Origin of the sequence: Metabacillus sp. 84, from assembly GCF_050107715.1 — a bacterium.
Classification (GTDB): Bacteria; Bacillota; Bacilli; order Bacillales; family Bacillaceae; genus Metabacillus_B.
Map to the genome: position 1 here is coordinate 1 of NZ_JBNILN010000023.1, position 18,987 is coordinate 18,987.

General features: G+C 46.0%; 20 protein-coding genes, 1 tRNA gene, 1 other RNA gene and 1 other annotated feature. Of the genes, 14 read left to right on the forward strand and 8 right to left on the reverse strand.

Annotated features, from left to right (window positions below):
• Positions 1-29 precede the first annotated feature (29 nt).
• On the reverse strand, positions 30-971 hold the full coding sequence (locus tag ACQCV8_RS19810; protein ID WP_426847189.1) for a YaaC family protein: 942 nt from the start codon (positions 969-971) through the stop codon (positions 30-32).
• A gap of 115 nt (positions 972-1,086) precedes the next feature.
• Here ACQCV8_RS19810 and guaB point away from each other — a divergent pair, with 115 nt between their 5' ends.
• The 6 genes from guaB (at position 1,087) to ACQCV8_RS19840 (ending at position 7,733) form a co-directional block, all read left to right on the forward strand.
• A complete protein-coding gene (gene guaB, locus ACQCV8_RS19815; protein WP_426847190.1) occupies positions 1,087-2,550 on the forward strand; it encodes an inosine 5'-monophosphate dehydrogenase in 1,464 nt (487 codons plus the stop codon).
• A 240-nt stretch (positions 2,551-2,790) separates the two neighbouring features.
• Complete coding sequence (locus ACQCV8_RS19820; RefSeq protein WP_426847191.1) at positions 2,791-4,128, forward strand: serine hydrolase; 1,338 nt, start codon at positions 2,791-2,793, stop codon at positions 4,126-4,128.
• Positions 4,129-4,289: 161 nt separating this feature from the next.
• Positions 4,290-5,171, forward strand: coding sequence for a pyridoxal 5'-phosphate synthase subunit PdxS (gene pdxS, locus ACQCV8_RS19825; RefSeq protein WP_426847192.1), 882 nt, complete (start codon positions 4,290-4,292; stop codon positions 5,169-5,171).
• Between the two features lie 16 nt (positions 5,172-5,187).
• Positions 5,188-5,775: a pyridoxal 5'-phosphate synthase glutaminase subunit PdxT gene (gene pdxT / locus ACQCV8_RS19830; protein WP_426847193.1), complete on the forward strand. Its 588-nt coding sequence runs from the start codon at positions 5,188-5,190 to the stop codon at positions 5,773-5,775.
• Positions 5,776-5,828: 53 nt separating this feature from the next.
• Positions 5,829-6,028, forward strand: a binding site (T-box leader).
• Between the two features lie 259 nt (positions 6,029-6,287).
• Entirely contained in the window at positions 6,288-7,577 is a 1,290-nt protein-coding gene (serS, locus tag ACQCV8_RS19835) for a serine--tRNA ligase (protein ID WP_426847194.1), read from the forward strand.
• A 63-nt stretch (positions 7,578-7,640) separates the two neighbouring features.
• Positions 7,641-7,733, forward strand: a tRNA-Ser gene (locus tag ACQCV8_RS19840).
• A 326-nt stretch (positions 7,734-8,059) separates the two neighbouring features.
• Here the strand turns inward: ACQCV8_RS19840 and ACQCV8_RS19845 are convergent.
• The 4 genes from ACQCV8_RS19845 to ACQCV8_RS19860 all read right to left on the reverse strand — a co-directional run bounded on the left by ACQCV8_RS19845 (position 8,060) and on the right by ACQCV8_RS19860 (position 11,389).
• Complete coding sequence (locus ACQCV8_RS19845; RefSeq protein WP_426847195.1) at positions 8,060-9,043, reverse strand: ABC transporter permease subunit; 984 nt, start codon at positions 9,041-9,043, stop codon at positions 8,060-8,062.
• A complete protein-coding gene (locus ACQCV8_RS19850; RefSeq protein ID WP_426847196.1) occupies positions 9,040-9,975 on the reverse strand; it encodes an ABC transporter ATP-binding protein in 936 nt (311 codons plus the stop codon). The genes ACQCV8_RS19845 and ACQCV8_RS19850 overlap by 4 nt, the downstream gene beginning before the upstream one ends.
• 107 nt (positions 9,976-10,082) lie before the next feature.
• A complete protein-coding gene (locus tag ACQCV8_RS19855) occupies positions 10,083-10,751 on the reverse strand; it encodes a deoxynucleoside kinase (RefSeq protein ID WP_426847197.1) in 669 nt (222 codons plus the stop codon).
• Positions 10,748-11,389: a deoxynucleoside kinase gene (locus ACQCV8_RS19860; RefSeq protein WP_426847198.1), complete on the reverse strand. Its 642-nt coding sequence runs from the start codon at positions 11,387-11,389 to the stop codon at positions 10,748-10,750. Before ACQCV8_RS19860 ends, ACQCV8_RS19855 begins: the two co-directional genes overlap by 4 nt.
• Positions 11,390-11,676: 287 nt before the next feature.
• Between ACQCV8_RS19860 and ACQCV8_RS19865 the strand changes: the two genes are divergently transcribed.
• Positions 11,677-11,802, forward strand: a complete 126-nt coding sequence (locus ACQCV8_RS19865) for a hypothetical protein (RefSeq protein ID WP_426847199.1) — start codon at positions 11,677-11,679, stop codon at positions 11,800-11,802.
• 154 nt (positions 11,803-11,956) lie between these two features.
• Here ACQCV8_RS19865 and ACQCV8_RS19870 read toward each other — a convergent pair whose 3' ends face one another.
• From ACQCV8_RS19870 to ACQCV8_RS19880, 3 genes are all read right to left on the reverse strand, one after another.
• A complete protein-coding gene (locus ACQCV8_RS19870; protein WP_426847200.1) occupies positions 11,957-12,202 on the reverse strand; it encodes a hypothetical protein in 246 nt (81 codons plus the stop codon).
• 311 nt (positions 12,203-12,513) lie between these two features.
• A complete protein-coding gene (locus ACQCV8_RS19875) occupies positions 12,514-13,818 on the reverse strand; it encodes a glycosyl hydrolase family 18 protein (protein ID WP_426847201.1) in 1,305 nt (434 codons plus the stop codon).
• Between the two features lie 58 nt (positions 13,819-13,876).
• The gene (locus ACQCV8_RS19880) at positions 13,877-14,422 is read right to left on the reverse strand and encodes an isochorismatase family cysteine hydrolase (RefSeq protein WP_426847202.1); all 546 of its coding nucleotides are present in this window, start codon (positions 14,420-14,422) and stop codon (positions 13,877-13,879) included.
• 64 nt (positions 14,423-14,486) lie between these two features.
• On the opposite strand from ACQCV8_RS19880, the gene tadA reads away from it, so the two are divergent.
• From tadA to ACQCV8_RS19915, 7 genes are all read left to right on the forward strand, one after another.
• The gene (tadA, locus tag ACQCV8_RS19885; RefSeq protein ID WP_426847203.1) at positions 14,487-14,984 is read left to right on the forward strand and encodes a tRNA adenosine(34) deaminase TadA; all 498 of its coding nucleotides are present in this window, start codon (positions 14,487-14,489) and stop codon (positions 14,982-14,984) included.
• A 77-nt stretch (positions 14,985-15,061) separates the two neighbouring features.
• Positions 15,062-15,327, forward strand: an RNA gene (gene ffs / locus ACQCV8_RS19890) — signal recognition particle sRNA large type.
• Positions 15,328-15,471: 144 nt separating this feature from the next.
• Positions 15,472-17,163, forward strand: a complete 1,692-nt coding sequence (gene dnaX / locus ACQCV8_RS19895; protein WP_426847204.1) for a DNA polymerase III subunit gamma/tau — start codon at positions 15,472-15,474, stop codon at positions 17,161-17,163.
• Positions 17,164-17,182: 19 nt separating this feature from the next.
• Entirely contained in the window at positions 17,183-17,506 is a 324-nt protein-coding gene (locus ACQCV8_RS19900) for a YbaB/EbfC family nucleoid-associated protein (RefSeq protein ID WP_426847205.1), read from the forward strand.
• Between the two features lie 11 nt (positions 17,507-17,517).
• Positions 17,518-18,114, forward strand: a complete 597-nt coding sequence (gene recR, locus ACQCV8_RS19905; protein WP_426847206.1) for a recombination mediator RecR — start codon at positions 17,518-17,520, stop codon at positions 18,112-18,114.
• Positions 18,115-18,128: 14 nt separating this feature from the next.
• Positions 18,129-18,347, forward strand: a complete 219-nt coding sequence (locus ACQCV8_RS19910; protein ID WP_426847207.1) for a YaaL family protein — start codon at positions 18,129-18,131, stop codon at positions 18,345-18,347.
• 69 nt (positions 18,348-18,416) lie between these two features.
• Positions 18,417-18,683: a pro-sigmaK processing inhibitor BofA family protein gene (locus ACQCV8_RS19915; protein ID WP_426847208.1), complete on the forward strand. Its 267-nt coding sequence runs from the start codon at positions 18,417-18,419 to the stop codon at positions 18,681-18,683.
• Positions 18,684-18,987 lie beyond the last annotated feature (304 nt).

The window sequence follows — 18,987 nt, forward strand, 5'->3', positions numbered from 1 at the left end:
CCACTAGCGCCACCCCCAACCTCACACCCCTAACCCAAAGCTCTCCCGCTCAAATAATCCCAAACCAGTCTCGGAATCTTTTCACCTGTAATCTCCATAAACGAGCTGATATAAATGTAATCACTGGAAGCGCGGTTTTGGATCAGGTCATACCACCATTCCGTTTCATACCGGGAGATCATACTGAGGTTGTAGGATACTAAATAATGAGTCAGAAGCTCAGGCAGGATGAACAGCTGCTGTTTTTCTGCCGGCAGCGAGTATTCCTTTTTTCCGCAGTGGTACGAGAAGAGGGAGGAGGCAAAGGGGGTAAGCGTGTCTTGCGTGTCAATCCTGAACTCCCCGTTTTTTTCTTCTGCAGACAAACCTGTGTGATGTTCAATGATTTCTGCCAGCCTTCGATCGGTTATATGGTAGGCGGTTGCTGCTTCAGGTGGCACAATGATGGCATGGAGATCCTGCTTTAGCGGGATGGGGGCTTTTCCATTCCGGAGAAACGTAAAGCAGGACTCCATTTCCGGTATTCGGCGAAGCAGCATCTCCATGGTGTAGCGGTCGCGATCCATTTCACGGAGATGGAAGAGGGTGCGGGCAGTATGATGAAACAGGCCATTTTTCTGTACACGGACTTCATCCTTTAAAAAGGAGTAGTCCTGCTTTTTCTTTTTGCGGGCAGTAACGCCATGGGCAAGGACGGAGGTTGTTTCCGGATAATGAGGATCCTCTGTCAGGAGGCATGCCTTGATGAGCTGAGACAGTCCGTAGAAGAGCAAAATCGGCCGGATTGAAAAGGGAGCTGCTTCGGCTTGGCGGTAAAAGCTCTCTGCATGCATCAGGTAATAGGTAAAGGGGCAGGAATTGCGGTAGGAAAGCAAGGCTGCTTCAGCTCCGTGTTTTTTATAAATTTTTTCCAGAAACTTTTGGGTGCTTTCTGTTGAATAAAAGAGGATGTATGGTTTCCAGGGTGTCATAAGTATGCGTCTCCAGTTTTCTTAATATTTAAACTCTTCAATGTTGTCTTGACAGTATCTAGGACGTATTGATACTCTACTAATAATATTTTGCGGAATCGAGGGGATTTATATAATGTGGAATGATAAATTTGCTAAAGAAGGTTTGACGTTTGATGATGTTCTGCTGGTGCCGGCTAAATCGGAAATACTGCCAAGAGATGTGGACCTTAAGGTTGAATTGACCTCCACCCTTAAATTAAATCTCCCTATTATCAGTGCCGGGATGGATACGGTAACGGAAGCGGAAATGGCAATTGCAATGGCCAGACAGGGCGGACTTGGAGTGATCCATAAAAACATGTCCATCGAGCAGCAGGCAGAGCACGTGGATAAGGTAAAGCGCTCTGAGCGCGGTGTCATTACCGATCCATTCTTTTTAACTCCTGAGCATCAGGTGTTCGATGCCGAGCATTTAATGGGCAAGTACCGTATTTCAGGGGTGCCGATTGTGAATACTCTGGAAGAGCAAAAGCTGGTCGGAATTATTACGAATCGCGATTTGCGCTTTATCCAGGACTATTCCATTAAAATCTCAGATGTGATGACAAAAGATAAGCTTGTAACTGCATCCGTCGGAACGACCCTTCAGGAAGCTGAAAGCATTTTGCAGAAATACAAGATTGAAAAGCTTCCTTTAGTGGATAATGAAGGCGTGCTGAAGGGCTTAATTACGATCAAGGATATTGAAAAAGTTATTGAATTTCCGAATTCTGCAAAGGATGTTCATGGACGGCTGCTCGTCGGGGGAGCGGTCGGCGTGACAGCTGATACCATGCTCAGAGTCGAAAAGCTTGTGGAAGCAGGTGTTGACGTTATTGTGCTCGATACCGCGCATGGCCATTCAAAAGGTGTGCTTGATGCGGTAAGAAAAATCAGAGAAACCTATCCGGAACTTAATATCATCGCCGGAAACGTAGCAACCCCTGAAGCGACGAAGGATTTGATTGAAGCGGGAGCAAACGTTGTGAAAGTCGGAATTGGTCCGGGATCTATCTGTACGACGCGGGTTGTGGCAGGGGTAGGCGTTCCGCAAATCACGGCTGTCTATGATTGTGCTACTGAGGCCCGCAATCACGGCGCAACCATCATCGCAGACGGCGGCATTAAATACTCCGGAGATATTGTGAAGGCACTTGCTGCCGGCGGCCATGCGGTTATGCTTGGAAGCTTGCTTGCCGGCACGTCGGAAAGCCCAGGGGAAACGGAAATCTTCCAGGGAAGACGGTTCAAGGTATACCGAGGGATGGGTTCTGTCGGAGCGATGGAAAAAGGAAGCAAGGACCGTTATTTCCAGGAGGACAACAAAAAATTCGTTCCTGAAGGAATTGAAGGGCGCATCGCTTATAAGGGTCCTTTGGCGGAAACGATTTATCAGCTGACAGGCGGTCTACGGTCCGGAATGGGGTATTGCGGAACGAAAAACCTGCATGAACTTCGCGAAAATTCGAAGTTTATCCGCATGACCGGAGCAGGGCTGATTGAGAGCCATCCGCACGATGTGAACATTACGAAGGAATCTCCAAATTACTCCCGGTAACTGCAAAAATGGACAAAATCCAAACATTTAGACAGAGTCTCGTTCTCTGTCTATTTTTTTTATATTTGCTGTGATAGAATTAAATTTGTGTTTCTATTCTTGCAAAAATTTTGCGAAGGTCCGCCTTACCGGGAACGGAAATTTCGTATACTATACTATCCCCTTTACAGCTTTTTTTCCCATAGTCAAACCTATTAAATAGATTAGCAAATGAACTTAACTTGGAGGTAAGTAAACAGCATGAATCAAAAACGTATTTTGGCAGTGTTTATGGCGGCCATCCTGTTTGTGAGCGCCCTTGCTCCGATGAAACAGGCAGCCGCTGCGTCCGACCCGATCAGCATCAATGCAAAGGCATCCATTTTGGTTGAAGCATCCTCTGGAAAAATCCTCTACGGAAATAACATAGATGAGTCGCTCCCAATTGCCAGCATGGCAAAAATAATGACAGAGTATCTTGTTCTTGAGGCGATTGACGAAGGAAAAATTACATGGGAGCAAACGTATACGCCTAACGACTATACATACAGCATCTCTCAAATCCGCGAACTTTCCAACGTCCCGCTCCGAAGGGATGGAAGCTATACAGTTAAAGAGCTTTATGAAGCGATGGCAATCTATTCTGCCAATGGCGCTGCGATTGCTCTTGCAGAGGTCGTTGCAGGATCTGAAGCCAACTTTGTTAAAAAGATGAACGATAAAGCAAAAGAACTGGGACTGAAGGAATACGATTTTGTAAATGCAACAGGTCTTGAAAATAAAGATTTAAATGGCAATCATCCGGAGGGCACGACAGAGGATGATGAGAACAAAGTGTCAGCACGTGACATGGCAAAGCTCGCTTCCCGTTTGATTCAGGATTACCCGGAGATATTAGAAACAGCAAGCATTCCAAGGAAAACATTCAAAGAAGGCACAGAGATGCCGAACTACAACTGGATGCTCAAAGGACTGATTTATGAGTATGAGGGAGTAGACGGATTAAAAACAGGGTCTACAAACTCTGCCGGTTCATCCTTTACGGCTACTGCCGAAAAAAACGGCATGCGTGTGATAACGGTCGTGATGGATGCTTCGGATGGTTCTGGAGACTTAAAATCACCTCGTTTCAAGGAAACAAAGAAATTGCTTGATTTTGCCTTCAATAACTACTCAGTTGAAGAGCTGTATCCTGCCGGTCATCAGCTTAAGGATCAATCTTCTGTTCCGGTTGTAAGCGGGAAGGAAAAAGAAGTTCAGATCCAGACAGACAAGCCTCTAAAAGTGGCTGTTAAAAATGGGGAAAAAGAAAACTATAAAGCGAAATATGTAATTGATAAAAAGAAGCTGAACGAAAACGGCGAGCTGACTGCTCCTTTTAAGGAAAAAGAAGCGGTCGGAAAAATGGTCGTTGATTACAGCGGCGAGGAAAAAGATTACGGATTCCTTTCAGGTGAAATTGGGGGAGAAGTAAACGTGATCACAAAAGAAGGCGTAGAGAAAGCCAACTGGTTTGTCCTTACAATGAGAGGCATAGGCGGATTTTTCGCCGGACTTTGGAATAGTGTAGTACAAACCGTCGGCGGCTGGTTCTCATAAAACGAAGGCACCTTACCAGGTGCCTTTTCCTATCCTTACCTTGAACTTTTAGAATATTGAATATAGAACTGTATAATAGTATAGGATTATTTGGGGTTATGATATAAAATAGAGGATATGAATTCAAAAACTATAATGTTGAGTATAGAGGGGGATTTACAATGAATACAGGCACAGATCGAGTAAAGCGCGGCATGGCAGAAATGCAAAAAGGCGGCGTTATTATGGATGTTGTAAATGCAGAGCAAGCAAAAATCGCGGAGGAAGCCGGCGCCGTAGCTGTTATGGCTCTTGAGCGGGTACCGGCGGATATCCGTGCAGCAGGCGGAGTGGCAAGAATGGCGGATCCTACGATTGTAGAGGAAGTCATGAAGGCTGTATCAGTTCCGGTTATGGCGAAAGCCCGAATCGGACATATCGTTGAGGCACGTGTACTTGAAGCGATGGGTGTAGACTACATTGATGAAAGTGAAGTTCTGACTCCGGCTGATGAGGAATTCCATTTAAATAAACGTGATTATACGGTTCCGTTCGTTTGCGGCTGCCGTGATCTTGGCGAAGCAGCACGCCGCATCGGCGAAGGAGCTTCCATGCTTCGTACGAAGGGTGAGCCTGGAACCGGAAACATCGTAGAGGCTGTTCGCCATATCCGTAAAGTGAATGCCCAGATCCGCAAGGTTGCCGGCATGAACGAGGACGAGCTGATGACTGAGGCGAAGCTGCTAGGTGCACCGTACGAGCTTCTTCTTCAAATTAAAAAAGAAGGCCGCCTTCCGGTTGTTAACTTTGCAGCAGGCGGTATCGCGACACCTGCCGATGCAGCTCTAATGATGCAGCTTGGCTCGGATGGCGTATTCGTTGGATCTGGTATTTTCAAATCCGACAACCCGGCCAAATTCGCGCGTGCTATTGTTGAAGCAACCACTCACTATGAGGACTACGAATTAATCGCCAGCCTCTCAAAAGGTCTTGGTACAGCCATGAAGGGGATTGAAATTTCAACTCTTCTTCCTGAAAACCGTATGCAGGAGCGCGGCTGGTAAAAAGGAGTTTTGGACAATGTATACAATTGGAGTTTTAGCTCTTCAGGGGGCTTTCCGAGAGCATATCCGCTCGATTGAAGCAAGCGGAGCCGCTGCCGTTACGGTAAAGCGTCCTGAACAGCTGAAAGAAATGGATGGCTTAATCATCCCGGGCGGAGAAAGTACGGCTATACGCCGTCTGATTGATAAATACGGCTTCATGGAACCGCTGCGTGAATTCGCGGCCCATAAACCGGTTTTTGGTACATGTGCGGGACTGATCATCCTCGCATCCGATATCGTCGGGTATGAGGAAGGGCATCTTGGCGTCATGGACATTAAAGTCGAACGCAATTCCTTTGGACGCCAGCGTGAAAGCTTTGAAGCGGATCTGAACATTACGGGTGTTGGCGAAAATTTTACCGGTGTATTTATCCGCGCCCCTCATATTGTAGAAGTAGGGGAGGATGTCGAAGTCCTTTCTAAACACAATGGACGGATTGTAGCAGCAAGACAGGATCACCTGCTTGGCTGCTCCTTCCATCCTGAATTAACTGATGATCATAGGATGACCGGTCTCTTTTTATCGATGGTGAAGGAATCAAAAGAAAAAGCATCTGCATAAAAAGGTTGAAACTGGTTCAGACTTGTAGTAAATTATGTACTATCAAAAGAAACGTTAAAGCATTGACAGGAAGCAGTAGCAAATTTTCCTTCTTAAAGAGAGCCGGTGGTTGGTGTGAACCGGTGCTGGAAGTTTGTGAATCCATCCTTGAGTGAAGCATTGAAATGCTTCCGGTCATGGCCGTTATCATGCAGAGCTGGAAGACTTCGGTCTTCAATTAGGGTGGCATCGCGGGTTAACTCCCGTCCCTTTATATAAGGGACGGGAGTTTTTTGTTTTTTTAGCTCTGCAAAATTTGGCTGCTGATTATTATTCAAGGGCGGTGAGCCTCCTCCTGGCTTCGCCGCTGCGGGATCTCACCTGTCCCGTTGTTCTTAGCTCGGGTCTAACGTCTTCCGCTCCTATCAGCAAGTGTGAAATCAACACGATGCTTTGACAAAGCCATTTTTAAAGGTTATTCAAACTCAATACCGGGTTCTAACAAAATCAACTTTGACAAGGGAGAGATTGCTGTGCTGGACATTAAGTATTTGCGTCAAAATTTCGAAGAAGTAAAACAAAAGCTTTCTTATCGGGGAGAAGATCTGACGGACTTTGAAAAATTCGAAGAGCTGGATACGAAAAGACGACAGTTGATTGCTGCAACCGAGGAGCTAAAGAGCAAGCGGAATGAAGTATCCGGCCAGATTGCTGCTTTAAAGAAAGAGAAAAAGGATGCGGAGGATCTCATTAAGGAAATGCGTCAGGTCGGAGACCGCATTAAAGAGATTGACGAAGAGCTGCGCGGAGTGGAAGAGACGCTTGAGAGGCTCCTTTTATCCATCCCGAACATTCCGCATGAAAGTGTTCCTCAAGGGGATTCTGAGGATGATAACATCGAGGTCCGCACATGGGGTGAGATTCGCGATTTTGGGTTTGAAGCAAAGGCGCATTGGGATCTGGCAAGTCATCTGGACATTTTAGACTTTGAGAGAGCCGCAAAAGTAACCGGGAGCCGCTTCGTTTTTTATAAAGGGCTTGGCGCCCGCCTCGAGCGCGCGCTTTTGAACTTCATGATGGATCTTCATAATGATGAGCACGGCTATACGGAAGTGCTGCCTCCATACATGGTCAACCGGGCAAGTATGACAGGGACCGGCCAGCTTCCGAAATTTGAGGAAGATGCTTTTAAAATCCGTGAGGAGGACTATTTCCTCGTGCCGACAGCAGAAGTACCAGTAACCAATATGCACCGGGATGAAATTCTGGATGCTTCCCAGCTGCCGATCAGCTATACGGCATTCAGTGCCTGCTTCCGCTCCGAAGCCGGTTCTGCCGGGAGAGATACAAGGGGACTGATTCGCCAGCATCAGTTTAATAAAGTGGAGCTTGTGAGATTTGTGAAGCCTGAAAACTCCTATGAAGAGCTCGAGAACCTGACAGGACATGCCGAGAAGGTCCTGCAGCTTCTTAACCTACCTTATCGTGTTATGAGCATGTGTACAGCTGATTTAGGATTCACCGCAGCAAAGAAATATGACTTGGAGGTATGGATCCCAAGCAACGGATCTTACCGTGAAATTTCTTCCTGTTCAAATTTCGAAGCGTTTCAGGCCCGCCGTGCCAATATCCGTTTCCGTCCAGAGCCAAAAGCGAAACCGGAGCCGGTTCATACATTAAATGGATCTGGTTTAGCGCTCGGAAGAACGGTAGCGGCGATCCTGGAGAATTACCAGCAGGAGGACGGAAGTGTGATCATTCCTGCAGTTCTCCGTCCGTACATGGGAAATAAAGAGGTCATTAAGCCAGCTGCTCATTCATAATTCATTTCAAAAATTGTGTTGACAAGCATTTTTATATTGTGCTATATTTATTCTTGTCGACACGGAGGAATACCCAAGTCCGGCTGAAGGGATCGGTCTTGAAAACCGACAGGGGGGTCAAACCCCGCGGGGGTTCGAATCCCCCTTCCTCCTCCATTTAATTATTATGTAACGCGCATAAATTGGAGATTGGTCCGCTGCATGGTTCATGCAGCGGATTTTTTGTGCTTAAAAAAATCTGTGGGGCAGAGTCCGGTTCAAGCGCCTGGGACAGTAGGCAAAGGTGCGTTCCTTCACGGATGTCCAGTAAGTCTGTTTACATTCCGCACCGTCCAGGCGAACCCGTTTCGTCGCGCTGCTCTCAGCCCCTTTACCTATTCTTTAGAAACGATTTTTACGAGGAAACCCCCGGCATATGCATACCGGGGGTTTCCTAGTCTAATCTTTTCTCTCAGCAAGCGTTTAAGGCAGCCTGTCCGCTGTTAAATGCTTACATCTTTTCTCTGGAAAAAGAAAAAGGTGATAGCCATGAAAATCAGATAGTACACAAGCATAACAATGGACGAGTACGTGAGCGTTACGCCTGGGAGAATTTCATCCGCAGCGGCATACTGCATCAAGTTCAGGTGAGGGAACAGCAAGAGCTTTGCCCACTCCTGCTCCAAAGTAATCAGCAGCTGTACGGCTGAACTTAATACATCATTCATAAACAGAACAAAAATTCCAATCCCTACAGCCATGGCCTGGCTTTTGAAAAGGGTGGACAGCATAAAGGCGATCGTTGTGACGACAATCAGATTCGGGATATAGAGAAGGATTTTTTTGAAAAAGATGCCTCCCGCCGATCCGATAACCGGTTCCGCGGCTGCGTCAAATGTCATCGGGATTTCGGCTATTTTAGCTCCGAAGTCCCCCGCACCATACAGGAAGGTGCCGGCCAGGATGCTTGCTCCGGTCAAAAACAGCAGGAGCAGGAGTGAGTATACGACGGCGGCAATGTATTTGGATAAAAGTATTTTCCATCTCCGGTGGGGGCGAATGAGCAGCTGTTTGATCGTCCCGTCTGAAAATTCGGAGGCAACATTTGCACTGGCAATAATGACGCTGAAGAGCGCGACAAAGGAAGTGAGGCCGATGCCGGCTGAGTTCGCAAACTGCCAGTTGCTTCTTTGATTCGGGTTGACATCATTATCTAAATAATACTGGTTTTGGGCAATGGATCCTGAAATGCTTTCCTTTTCCTCATCAGGGATGTTGGGATCTTCGAGATCTTTAGCGAGAGAAGCATTTTCCTGCTCAAGTGTCTGCTTCCAGTCCGCATTCGTATTTGTTCCATCGTCCAGGCTCTCAAAATAGGCAGTCCCGACGGCGGCAATCGTAATGAATAAGGCGATTAGGATAAAATAGATCCAGGATGACTTTTTCGCAAATATTTTAATCCATTCATTTTTGAGTAAATTCATCATAAGAGGGCTTCCTCCTTCTCTCTTGTCAGTTCCAGGAATCGGTCTTCGAGCGATTTTTTCACCGGCGTCATTTCATAGATTTGCACGCCGTGATCAGTCAATTCCTTTACAATCATAGGGAGGGAATCATATTTGGCAGAGAATTTCAGAATTTGCTCACCTGATACGTCAAGATTTTCCGTTAATGAAAGAAAGCCTGGCAGGGAAGCTGCTGCGCCTGCTTCATTGACAACGAGGAGTACTTCCCTCATTTCTTCAGCAAATGCATTGTTTTCATCCTCCATGGAAGACACATGGGTCAGGACGCCCTTTTCGATAATGGCAAAGCGGTCGCACATAAGCTGCATTTCACCGAGCATATGCGAAGAAACAAGGATAGACGTTCCGTTTTCGGCGAGTACCTTCAAATAATCTCTGAATTCCTTCATTCCCTGCGGATCCAGTCCATTGGTCGGTTCATCAAGGATAAGGAGAGAAGGTCCGTGCAAGAGGGCCTGGGCGACGCCAAGCCGCTGTCTCATGCCAAGGGAATAAGTTTTGACCTTTTGATGAATGGCTCCATCCAGCTTTACAAGCTGAACCACTTCCTTGATTCTTTCCTCAGAAATCGGCTTTAATGACATTCGGGCATAGTGCTTCAAATTGGCATAGCCGGACATGTATTTATAAAACTCAGGGTTTTCAACGATCGCTCCCAGTTCGTTCATTGACCCCTTATAGTCGGTATCCACACTGTTGCCTTTTATGAATACCTTGCCGTCCGTCCGATTGATTAACCCGGTAATCATCCGGATAATCGTCGTTTTTCCGGCGCCGTTCGGACCGAGCAAGCCGAAAATTTCTCCTTCTTCCACTCTGAAATTCACATCATTGACTATGTATCGCTTTCCAATCTTCTTTTTGAGCCCTTGGACTTCCAGTACATATGACAAGTCATTTCCTCCTTATTTGTCCAGGATAGCTACTATACGTTTGGTATTGGAAAAAGTTCCAAAAAAAACCTGACGAATAGTTAAACTCGTCAGGTACATACTCAGATTTATCTTTTAAGCTGTCTGGACTGTTTCATAAAGTAGCTGATTTTTTCAAGAATCGGCTCAACCGAACCGCCATCGGCCATTATGTCATAATCGTTGATATTTAATCGCATAACTGGACACGTATTGAAGTTATTAATCCAGTTTTCATAGCGTTCATGCATTTCCTCCCAGTAAGAAACCGGGGTCTGCTGCTCCATCGGGCGGCCGCGCCGTTCGATTCTGGATAAAATGTCTTCAAGGCTTCCTTCAAGGTAAATGAGAAGATCGGGATGAGGGAAGTATGGGGTCATCACCATTGCATCAAATAGATTTGTATACGTTTCGTAATCCACTTCCGTCATGGTACCTTTTTCATAATGCATTTTGGCGAAAATGCCCGTGTCTTCATAAATGGACCGATCCTGGATAAAGCCGCCACCGTATTCGAAAATTCTCTTCTGCTCTTTAAACCGTTCAGCAAGAAAATAAATCTGCAGATGAAAGCTCCAGCGTTCAAAATCCGCATAAAATTTATCCAGGTATGGATTGGTTTCGACTTTTTCAAAAGAGGTCCGGAATCGAAGGGCTTCGGCAAGTGCATTGGTCATCGTTGACTTTCCGACGCCGACTGTACCGGCGATGGTAATCACGGCATCTTTCGGTATATGGTATTGATCTCGCAGGTTCATGTATGGCTGACTCCTTTTAACAAATGATCATCAAGGCGTTTCAGGATGTACGTTAAATCCTCCGGGCGTCGGACAAAATCAAGCTCGTCCCCATTAAAGCGGAGAATCGGTATTTCCGGGTTAATCTGCTCCCATTGAGCCATCGCTGTTTCATAATCTGCAGACAGCTGTTTAAGATATCCCGGGTCGATGTTCTTTTCTATTTCTCTGCCCCGCAAAGAGATTCTTTGAAGAAGCGTTTCAAGGCTGGCGCTTAAGTACAGGATTATATTCGGTTTCGGCATATCGCTTGTCAGAATATCGTAAATTTGGATGTACTTTTTATACTGTTCATCCTTCAGGGTCCGTTTTGCAAAAATCAGGTTCTTATATATATGATAATCGGCAACAACGGCTTTATCCTGAAGCAGGTAATCCGATTGGATCTCTTCAAGCTGTTTATAGCGGTTGCATAAGAAAAACATTTCTGTCTGGAAGCTCCACTCATCAATGTTTTCATAAAATTTACCCAGAAAAGGGTTTTCGTCTACAATTTCTTTTAATAGCTGATAGCGATAATGGTCAGAAATCGCTTTAGCGAGAGAAGTTTTCCCCACGCCGATGGGACCTTCTACGGTGATGAAGGGTACTCCTTTCATGCCGTTTCCTCCTTTGCTGCAATCAATCAACTGGTATAGTAAACCTGCGCGGGCAGGCATTAAAAGGCAGAGTCAGTGCAATGAACCATCAATTTAGGCTGTGCTGCGCATAGATGGTGATGTACGGTACAGCCCAAGCATTACGCCCAGCGGCTGTCTTAAATCAGATAAATGCGGGGAACGCAGCCAAGTAAAAAAAGACAAACTTTATTTTATCACAGCGGTTTCCTTTTTGGGGAATTCTTTTGGCCGGCAGAAGGAAATATTAAAACTATATCAAAGCGACGGTGGCCAAGCGGACCGGTGTTCATAAGGCACGGGTAAAGACGGTGTTTAATGCAGTGTGGGACGCGATATGGGAGGTATTGGAAGACGGAGGCGAAGTCAACCTTTACACAAAAGGCCGGTTTTAATGATCCAAACGGTCTTCCCGCATTGGACGGAACCCGCTCACAGGCGAGGATTACGACGTTCCTTAGCGTGAAACGATGGCGTTTCGAACGAGCCCTGCGGATGCCAGGTATGAATTTATTAATAATTATAATTATTCCTTTTCTGTAAATTAATTTAGAGAAGATAGATTAGATCGTAGATTGCATACGCGCCTATTCCAAAAACAATTGCAGCAAGGAATAGTACAACGGGGCGGAATATTTCCCCTTTTTCCCTTAAACTGCGGAAGCCCTGGGCTGCACTAAGCAACAAAAGCGCGATCAGTAAGAGGATCAAATAAATGCTTGCGCCGTTCATGACAGTCAGGACGGTTAGCGGAATTATCAAAACCGCTAAAGTGGCATCAATAATTTTGTACATATTGTTTCCCTCCTTTACTATGTTCATCAATCGTTCCATTCCCATATTCGCTCGTCTCGTAACCCTAAGGCGGATAGGGGTATATAGAAAAAAGCGACTTCTGCTATTCAGAAGCCGCCCCAAGGATCATTTGTTGACTTGCATTCCAATTGTATATTAGCCATTTCCTAGCTGTTCTACGTCCAGCCAATAACCAGGACTTTCATCGGGCAGCATGTATGCCAAAGGTACTAAAGGATTTCGGTATCCTTCATTCAAGACGGCCTCATCTGCAATCATGGCTTGCACAAAGGTGTCAGGGGCTTGCTGATTTATTGAGCGTCCGCCCCCTGGCGTTTTACAACCTCAAAATTGTCTGCAATCAATAGCCAGTTTTGAGGAAAAGACAATCCAAGCTTCCAATAGCTTACACCCCTTAGCTTCAGGCGTTTGACTAAGTTGAATTTAGCTTGAATGGACCTGGCATCCTCAAACCAGACTTTATGCTCTTTGCCTTTCTCGTCGCGGTAGCTGAAATGAGGGGCCTGATCCTCGCTGCTGTATTCAATGGCAGCATTGTACGCTGCTGCGAGTTTTATGGCTTGCTGGGGACTGATGGCTTTTGCGAACTCCCCTCCAGGTTTAAAGGGGAGGGTCCAGTCATAGCCGTACAGATTTTGCCCCATCATGATTTTTGAGGCAGGCATCTCTGTCAGGGCGTAATTGATTACTTCCTCTACTGAACCGATGGGTGAAACGGGAAGGGGAGGTCCGCCGCTATAGCCCCATTCGTACGTCATCAGTACAACAAAATCGGCAATTTCGCCATGTGCTTTGTAATCATGTGCTTCATACCATTTGCCTTTTTGATCGGCTTTGATTTTTGGAGCAAGGGCGGTCGAAAGAAGCCAGCCTTCCTTCTGAAACCGCTGCTTCGCTTTTCTTAAGAAGGCATTGTAGGCATTTTTATCCTCTGGCCTTAAGTATTCCATATCGAAATGGATATCCTGAAATCCGTATTTTTTCGCGGCGGCCGTGATGGAATCAAGCAGCTTATTTTGAATTTCGGGATTGTTCAGCACGACTTTTCCAATTTCATCGCTGAAGCCTTCATCGGTTAAGTTGGTGATTATCATCATCAGGGTCACATTATTTGCGGATGCTATAGCCGGAAGCTTGTTTAACGGGGGCTCTTTGAGCGTCCCGTCCTTTTGGATGCGAAAGCTGAAAGGTCCTAAGTAAGTCAGATAAGGAACGGCTTCCCGGGCACTTTGTTCTTGCTCTTCGGTCACCTCATCCTGAGCTGGCTCTATATAGGCGTTAAATTCAGCCTTTCTTTTTGGGGGCTCAGGGATATACAGACGGAATCCGGCTTGAAGGGGGCTTGCAGGATTGATGCGGTTAACCCGGGCGAGCTCGTTTGGATTAATGGAAAACAGGCGCCCTATGGACCATAATGTATCCCCGCGTTTAATGGTATAAAACCGTCCTTTAATCGGGATGACGAGAGCCTGCCCGACCACGAGCTGTTCCGGGTTCGGCAGCTGGTTCGCTTGAATGATATCCTCCGCGGCGGTCCCATACCGAAAGGCAATCTGATAAACGGTATCGCCTTGCTTGACTGTATAAATTTGCATGCCGGCTTCCTCCTCATGGGTCTATACAGAAGAATATGAGGAGGAGAAAGGGACTATGCTAGAGCATGATTCTCGAGCTTGGCTGCACATGTGCTTTCAAAACGTTTTCCATCATGCGGAGGGCATATTGCTCATCGTCATCATTGACCGAAGCCATCGTATCAGGAGGCACAATGAGGCTGTATCCCCGCATATACGCATCATTGGCCGTAAAAAGAACGCAGATGTTTCCTGCAAGACCGGTTAAAATAAGCGTATCAATCTTCAGCTGATATAGCAGGGTGTTCAGGGCCGTTCCATAGAAGGCTGAATGCTTCGGCTTTATTAAAAAATAATCTTCATCCTTGGGAGCGATTGCGTCAATTACGGGCGCACTTAAGTGATTCCTGCATTTTTCAGTGATTTTCTCCAGATTGGCCTGCCATAGTTCATAATGGTCATTGATATAAATAACGGGGATGCTGCTTTCAGACGCCTTTATTTTAAGCTCAGCCAGCGGACCTGTGATTTTAGCAGCCTTTTTAGCAAGCTCAGATCCGTATTCAAATTGAAAATCATTAATCATGTCAATAATGAGTAATGCAGCGTGGCGGTTTTGACTCATCTTGTCCTCTCCTTTAAAGTTAGGGTATGCAGGATGAATTTGTTCTATAAGTAAGGAGCGGCAAATGAAAACAGACGAATGGTTTATGAAGGCAGCGATTGAAGAAGCAAGGAAAGCTGAAGCCATTGAGGAAGTGCCGATCGGCGCTGTGGTTGTTCTCAATGGAGAGATTATTTCCGCAGCCCACAATTTAAGGGAAACAGAGCAAAGAGCCATCGCCCATGCTGAAATACTGGCAATTGACGAGGCCTGCCGGAAGCTTGGAACGTGGAGGCTTGAAGGGGCCACTCTCTATGTAACACTTGAGCCGTGTCCAATGTGCGCCGGTGCGATTGTTCTTTCGAGGTTCAGCCGGGTGGTATTCGGTGCACCTGATCCGAAAGGCGGCTGTGCCGGAACACTGATGAACCTTCTTCAGGAAGAACGTTTTAATCATCAGGCGGAAGTGGCAGAAGGGGTGCTCAGGGAAGAGTGCGGGAATCTTTTGTCGGATTTTTTCAGAGGGATAAGAGAACGAAAAAAAGCGGAGCGGAACACTTCAAAAAATTTACAGCTGCCGTGAATTGATTTTTTCACTGAATCAGAGTATACTAAATTATGCGTCCGATAAAGACGCACTTCCAATAGGTATCAATTTTGCCGTGCTAAGCGGGGAGGTAGCGGTGCCCTGTACTCGCAATCCGCTCCAGCGAGGCCGAATCCCTTTCCGAGGTTAGTTGACTGCAGGGTCTGCCCTTAAGTAAGTGGTGTTGACGTCTGGGTCCTGCGCAATGGAAATCCATGAACCATGTCAGGTCCGGAAGGAAGCAGCATTAAGTGGAAGCTTTCATGTGCCGCGGGATAGCCTGGGCCGAGCTAACTGCTTAAGTAACGCTTGTGGCCGCTAATCGACGAAAGGTGCACGGCAGTTATATTATGCATATAAGAACACTCACCCTCATGGGGTGAGTTTTTCTGTATAATGAAAGAAAAGGGTGCTGCTTTTCTGAGCGCCGACTGTAAGGTATAATACATAATGGATTTTGACTATGAAAAAGGAGGGGGCTTTTGTGGGTTACCAAGCATTATACCGTGTATTCAGACCGCAGCTTTTTCAGGATGTAGCCGGCCAGGATCATATTACCCGGACATTGCAAAATGCCCTGCTTCACAACAAATTCTCCCATGCTTATTTATTTTCCGGCCCCCGGGGGACAGGGAAAACAAGTGCTGCCAAAATTTTTGCCAAAGCCGTTAACTGCGAACAGGCTCCGGTCGCGGAACCGTGCGGAGAATGTTCATCCTGCAGGGGGATTTCGGACGGATCGATATCCGATGTGCTTGAGATTGATGCCGCTTCGAATAATGGAGTGGACGAGATTCGCGATATCCGGGATAAAGTGAAATATGCTCCATCTGCTGTACAGTACAAAGTTTATATTGTAGATGAGGTTCATATGCTCTCGATGGGCGCCTTTAATGCCTTGCTGAAAACCCTTGAAGAACCGCCTAAGCATGTCATTTTCATCCTGGCTACAACAGAGCCTCATAAAATCCCCTTAACGATTATCTCTCGCTGTCAGCGATTCGACTTTAAGCGTATTACTTCCCATGCCATTGTAGACCGGATGAAGACGGTCATGGAAGACCAGGATGCAGAGGCGGAGGAAGAAGCACTGCATGTGATTGCCAGAGCAGCAGACGGAGGGATGCGTGATGCCCTAAGTCTCCTTGATCAGGCTCTTTCATTCAGTGATGAAAAAGTAACGCTCCAGGATTCGCTCCTCATAACTGGTTCGGTCTCGCAGAATCTGCTGACTGAGCTGGTTCAATCCATTCATAGAAAAGAAATTTCAGCAGCGCTGCAAATTTTGAATCAGCTGATGGACCAGGGGAAGGATGCAGCACGTTTTATAGAAGATTTGATTTATTATTACCGGGACATGCTTCTTTATAAAACAGCCCCCAGTCTTGAAGACGTTTTGGAGCGGGTATCTGTCGATCAGACTTTTAAGGACCTTGCCCGGGAAACCGGAGCGGGGGCCATTTACGAAATCATCGATGTTCTGAATAAAAGCCAGCAGGAAATGAAATGGACGAACCATCCGCGGATCTTCCTTGAGGTGGCCATTGTGAAGCTCTGTGAATCCGAAGTGAAGACCGTGCAGACTGGAGGGACGGATCCGGTTCTTTTAGAGAGAATCTCCCTGCTTGAAGCGGAGCTGAAGGAACTGAAGAAAAGTGGTGTGGCAGCTTCAAATCAGCAAGCCCAGGGCCAAAGTGATCCAAAAGCGGCCAAAATGGTCCGGAGCAATTTCAAGGTGCCGGCAGGAAGAATCCATGAGATTCTGAAAGAAGCCACCCGCGGTGATCTGGACGCACTTAAAAAGAGCTGGAGCGGCATGCTTGACCAGCTTCGCACCCAGAATAAAGCCTCCCATGCAGCCCTTGTAGGGGAAAGTGAACCGGTAGCAGCCTCCTCCAAGTCATTTGTGCTAAAATTTAAATATGAGATCCACTGCAAAATGGTCGCCGAGAACAATAATGACGTCAGAACCAATATTGAAGCCATTCTCGCAAATTTACTCGGCAAACGCGTCGAAATGGTTGGCGTCCCCGAGAGGGATTGGGTTAAAATAAGAGAAGAATTCATCCGGGATCAAAAGGATGAAGATTCAGATGCCAATGAAGAGGAAGAAGACCCTTTCATTGCAGAAGCCAAAAAATTAGCAGGCCCGGATTTTATTGAAATAAAAGACTGATACTTAAGGAGATGTTACTATGCGCGGCGGAATGGGAAACATGCAAAAAATGATGAAGCAAATGCAAAAAATGCAAAAAGATATGGAAAAAGCCCAGGAAGAGCTAGGCGAAAAACTGATTGAAGGATCTGCAGGCGGCGGAATGGTTACGGTTATAGCCAATGGGAACCGTGAAATCGTTGAAGTGAAAATCAAAGAAGAAGTGGTCGATCCGGAAGATATCGAAATGCTTCAGGACTTAGTTCTTGCTGCAACAAATGACGCACTGAAAAAAGTAGAAGAAATGACTTCCCAAACAATGGGTCAATTCACTAAAGGAATGAACATGCCAGGTTTGTTCTAGGAGGAAGCTTAATGCATTATCCGGAACCTATATCCAAATTAATTGATAGTTTTACCAAACTGCCAGGCATAGGACCTAAAACGGCCGTCCGTCTGGCCTTTTTTGTCCTCGGCATGAAGGAAGACACCGTTCTTGACTTCGCGAAAGCCCTTGTAAACGCGAAAAGAAACCTGACGTATTGCTCCACATGCGGACATATTACCGATCAGGATCCCTGCTACATCTGCGAGGATAAAAAAAGAGACCGGACCGTTTTATGTGTTGTACAGGACCCGAAAGACGTGATTGCAATGGAAAAAATGAAAGAGTTCAGCGGTCTGTATCACGTCCTTCACGGAGCGATCTCCCCAATAGAAGGGATCGGACCGGAGGATATTAAAGTACCTGAACTGCTGAAAAGACTTCAGGATGATCAGATTCAGGAAGTCATTCTCGCTACGAATCCGAATATTGAAGGCGAAGCGACAGCCATGTACATATCCCGGCTCTTAAAGCCTTCTGGCATTAAATTAACAAGAATTGCCCACGGTCTGCCTGTAGGAGGGGACCTGGAGTATGCTGACGAAGTTACTCTTTCCAAAGCACTTGAAGGAAGAAGAGAATTATAATTGGAGGGTTTTCGTTGCTTTTCAAAAGAAAAGGGCGGTTAAGACAAGATTTTAACCAACAGCTTATCGAACTTCTTATGAAAAATAAATCTGAATGGAATCGTCAAAAGCAGCTAGTGGAGAAAAGCGTAGAACCGTCTGAGGAAGTTCTTTTTGAATTAAAGGTTGCAGAATCCAAATACTTCTTTCTATTAAGAGAAGCAAAAAACAGAAAAATCCGGATGAATCTTTAGCATGGGTTCTACTTAAAACCCTTTTGCATATGCTTGTACAAAACAGGCAGTGCGAAAGAGAGTGGTAACATGAACCCGATTATTGTTTTATCCGCTGCAGGCGGAGCGATTCTCCTCCTGCTTATGAATGGCTCGATATCCAAACCTTTTAAATGGATTGGAAAACTGGCTGTGAAAATTGTAGCTGGTGCCCTGCTCCTGTTTGCTTTAAATGCCCTCGGTTCAGGAATTGGGTTTCACATCCCGATCAATGCCGGTACATCAGCTGTATCCGGACTGCTCGGACTTCCCGGTATTGCGGCTATGTTCGTAATCAAAACGTATATTCTTGTTTAAAAACAAATGGTCCTCCATTTGTTTTTATTTTTAGTTGACACCTCAGTTTGAAAGATGGTATAGTATTATACGTCGCTGTTACATAAGTTGTTTCGAGAAAATAAAAAAAGAAAATAACTATTGACCGACATCGAATTAAGTGGTAAGATAATAAAGTCGCCTCAGAAAAGAAGTGGCAAAAAAGTTCTTTGAAAACTAAACAAATCGAAGTGCCAACGTTAATTCTAAAGTTTTAAACAAGAGCTAGTCAAACTACTTTTTGGAGAGTTTGATCCTGGCTCAGGACGAACGCTGGCGGCGTGCC

Coding starts and splice junctions, on each gene's coding strand:
- ACQCV8_RS19915 (WP_426847208.1), top strand. CDS start 18,417: ATGAACCCGATTATTGTTTTATCCGCTGCAGGCGGAGCGATTCTCCTC.
- tadA (WP_426847203.1), top strand. CDS start 14,487: ATGAAAACAGACGAATGGTTTATGAAGGCAGCGATTGAAGAAGCAAGG.
- ACQCV8_RS19875 (WP_426847201.1), bottom strand. CDS start 13,818: ATGCAAATTTATACAGTCAAGCAAGGCGATACCGTTTATCAGATTGCC.
- ACQCV8_RS19860 (WP_426847198.1), bottom strand. CDS start 11,389: ATGAAAGGAGTACCCTTCATCACCGTAGAAGGTCCCATCGGCGTGGGG.
- pdxT (WP_426847193.1), top strand. CDS start 5,188: ATGTATACAATTGGAGTTTTAGCTCTTCAGGGGGCTTTCCGAGAGCAT.
- ACQCV8_RS19820 (WP_426847191.1), top strand. CDS start 2,791: ATGAATCAAAAACGTATTTTGGCAGTGTTTATGGCGGCCATCCTGTTT.
- recR (WP_426847206.1), top strand. CDS start 17,518: ATGCATTATCCGGAACCTATATCCAAATTAATTGATAGTTTTACCAAA.
- ACQCV8_RS19845 (WP_426847195.1), bottom strand. CDS start 9,043: ATGATGAATTTACTCAAAAATGAATGGATTAAAATATTTGCGAAAAAG.
- ACQCV8_RS19900 (WP_426847205.1), top strand. CDS start 17,183: ATGCGCGGCGGAATGGGAAACATGCAAAAAATGATGAAGCAAATGCAA.
- ACQCV8_RS19855 (WP_426847197.1), bottom strand. CDS start 10,751: ATGAACCTGCGAGATCAATACCATATACCGAAAGATGCCGTGATTACC.
- ACQCV8_RS19880 (WP_426847202.1), bottom strand. CDS start 14,422: ATGAGTCAAAACCGCCACGCTGCATTACTCATTATTGACATGATTAAT.
- ACQCV8_RS19870 (WP_426847200.1), bottom strand. CDS start 12,202: ATGTACAAAATTATTGATGCCACTTTAGCGGTTTTGATAATTCCGCTA.
- guaB (WP_426847190.1), top strand. CDS start 1,087: ATGTGGAATGATAAATTTGCTAAAGAAGGTTTGACGTTTGATGATGTT.
- ACQCV8_RS19810 (WP_426847189.1), bottom strand. CDS start 971: ATGACACCCTGGAAACCATACATCCTCTTTTATTCAACAGAAAGCACC.
- pdxS (WP_426847192.1), top strand. CDS start 4,290: ATGAATACAGGCACAGATCGAGTAAAGCGCGGCATGGCAGAAATGCAA.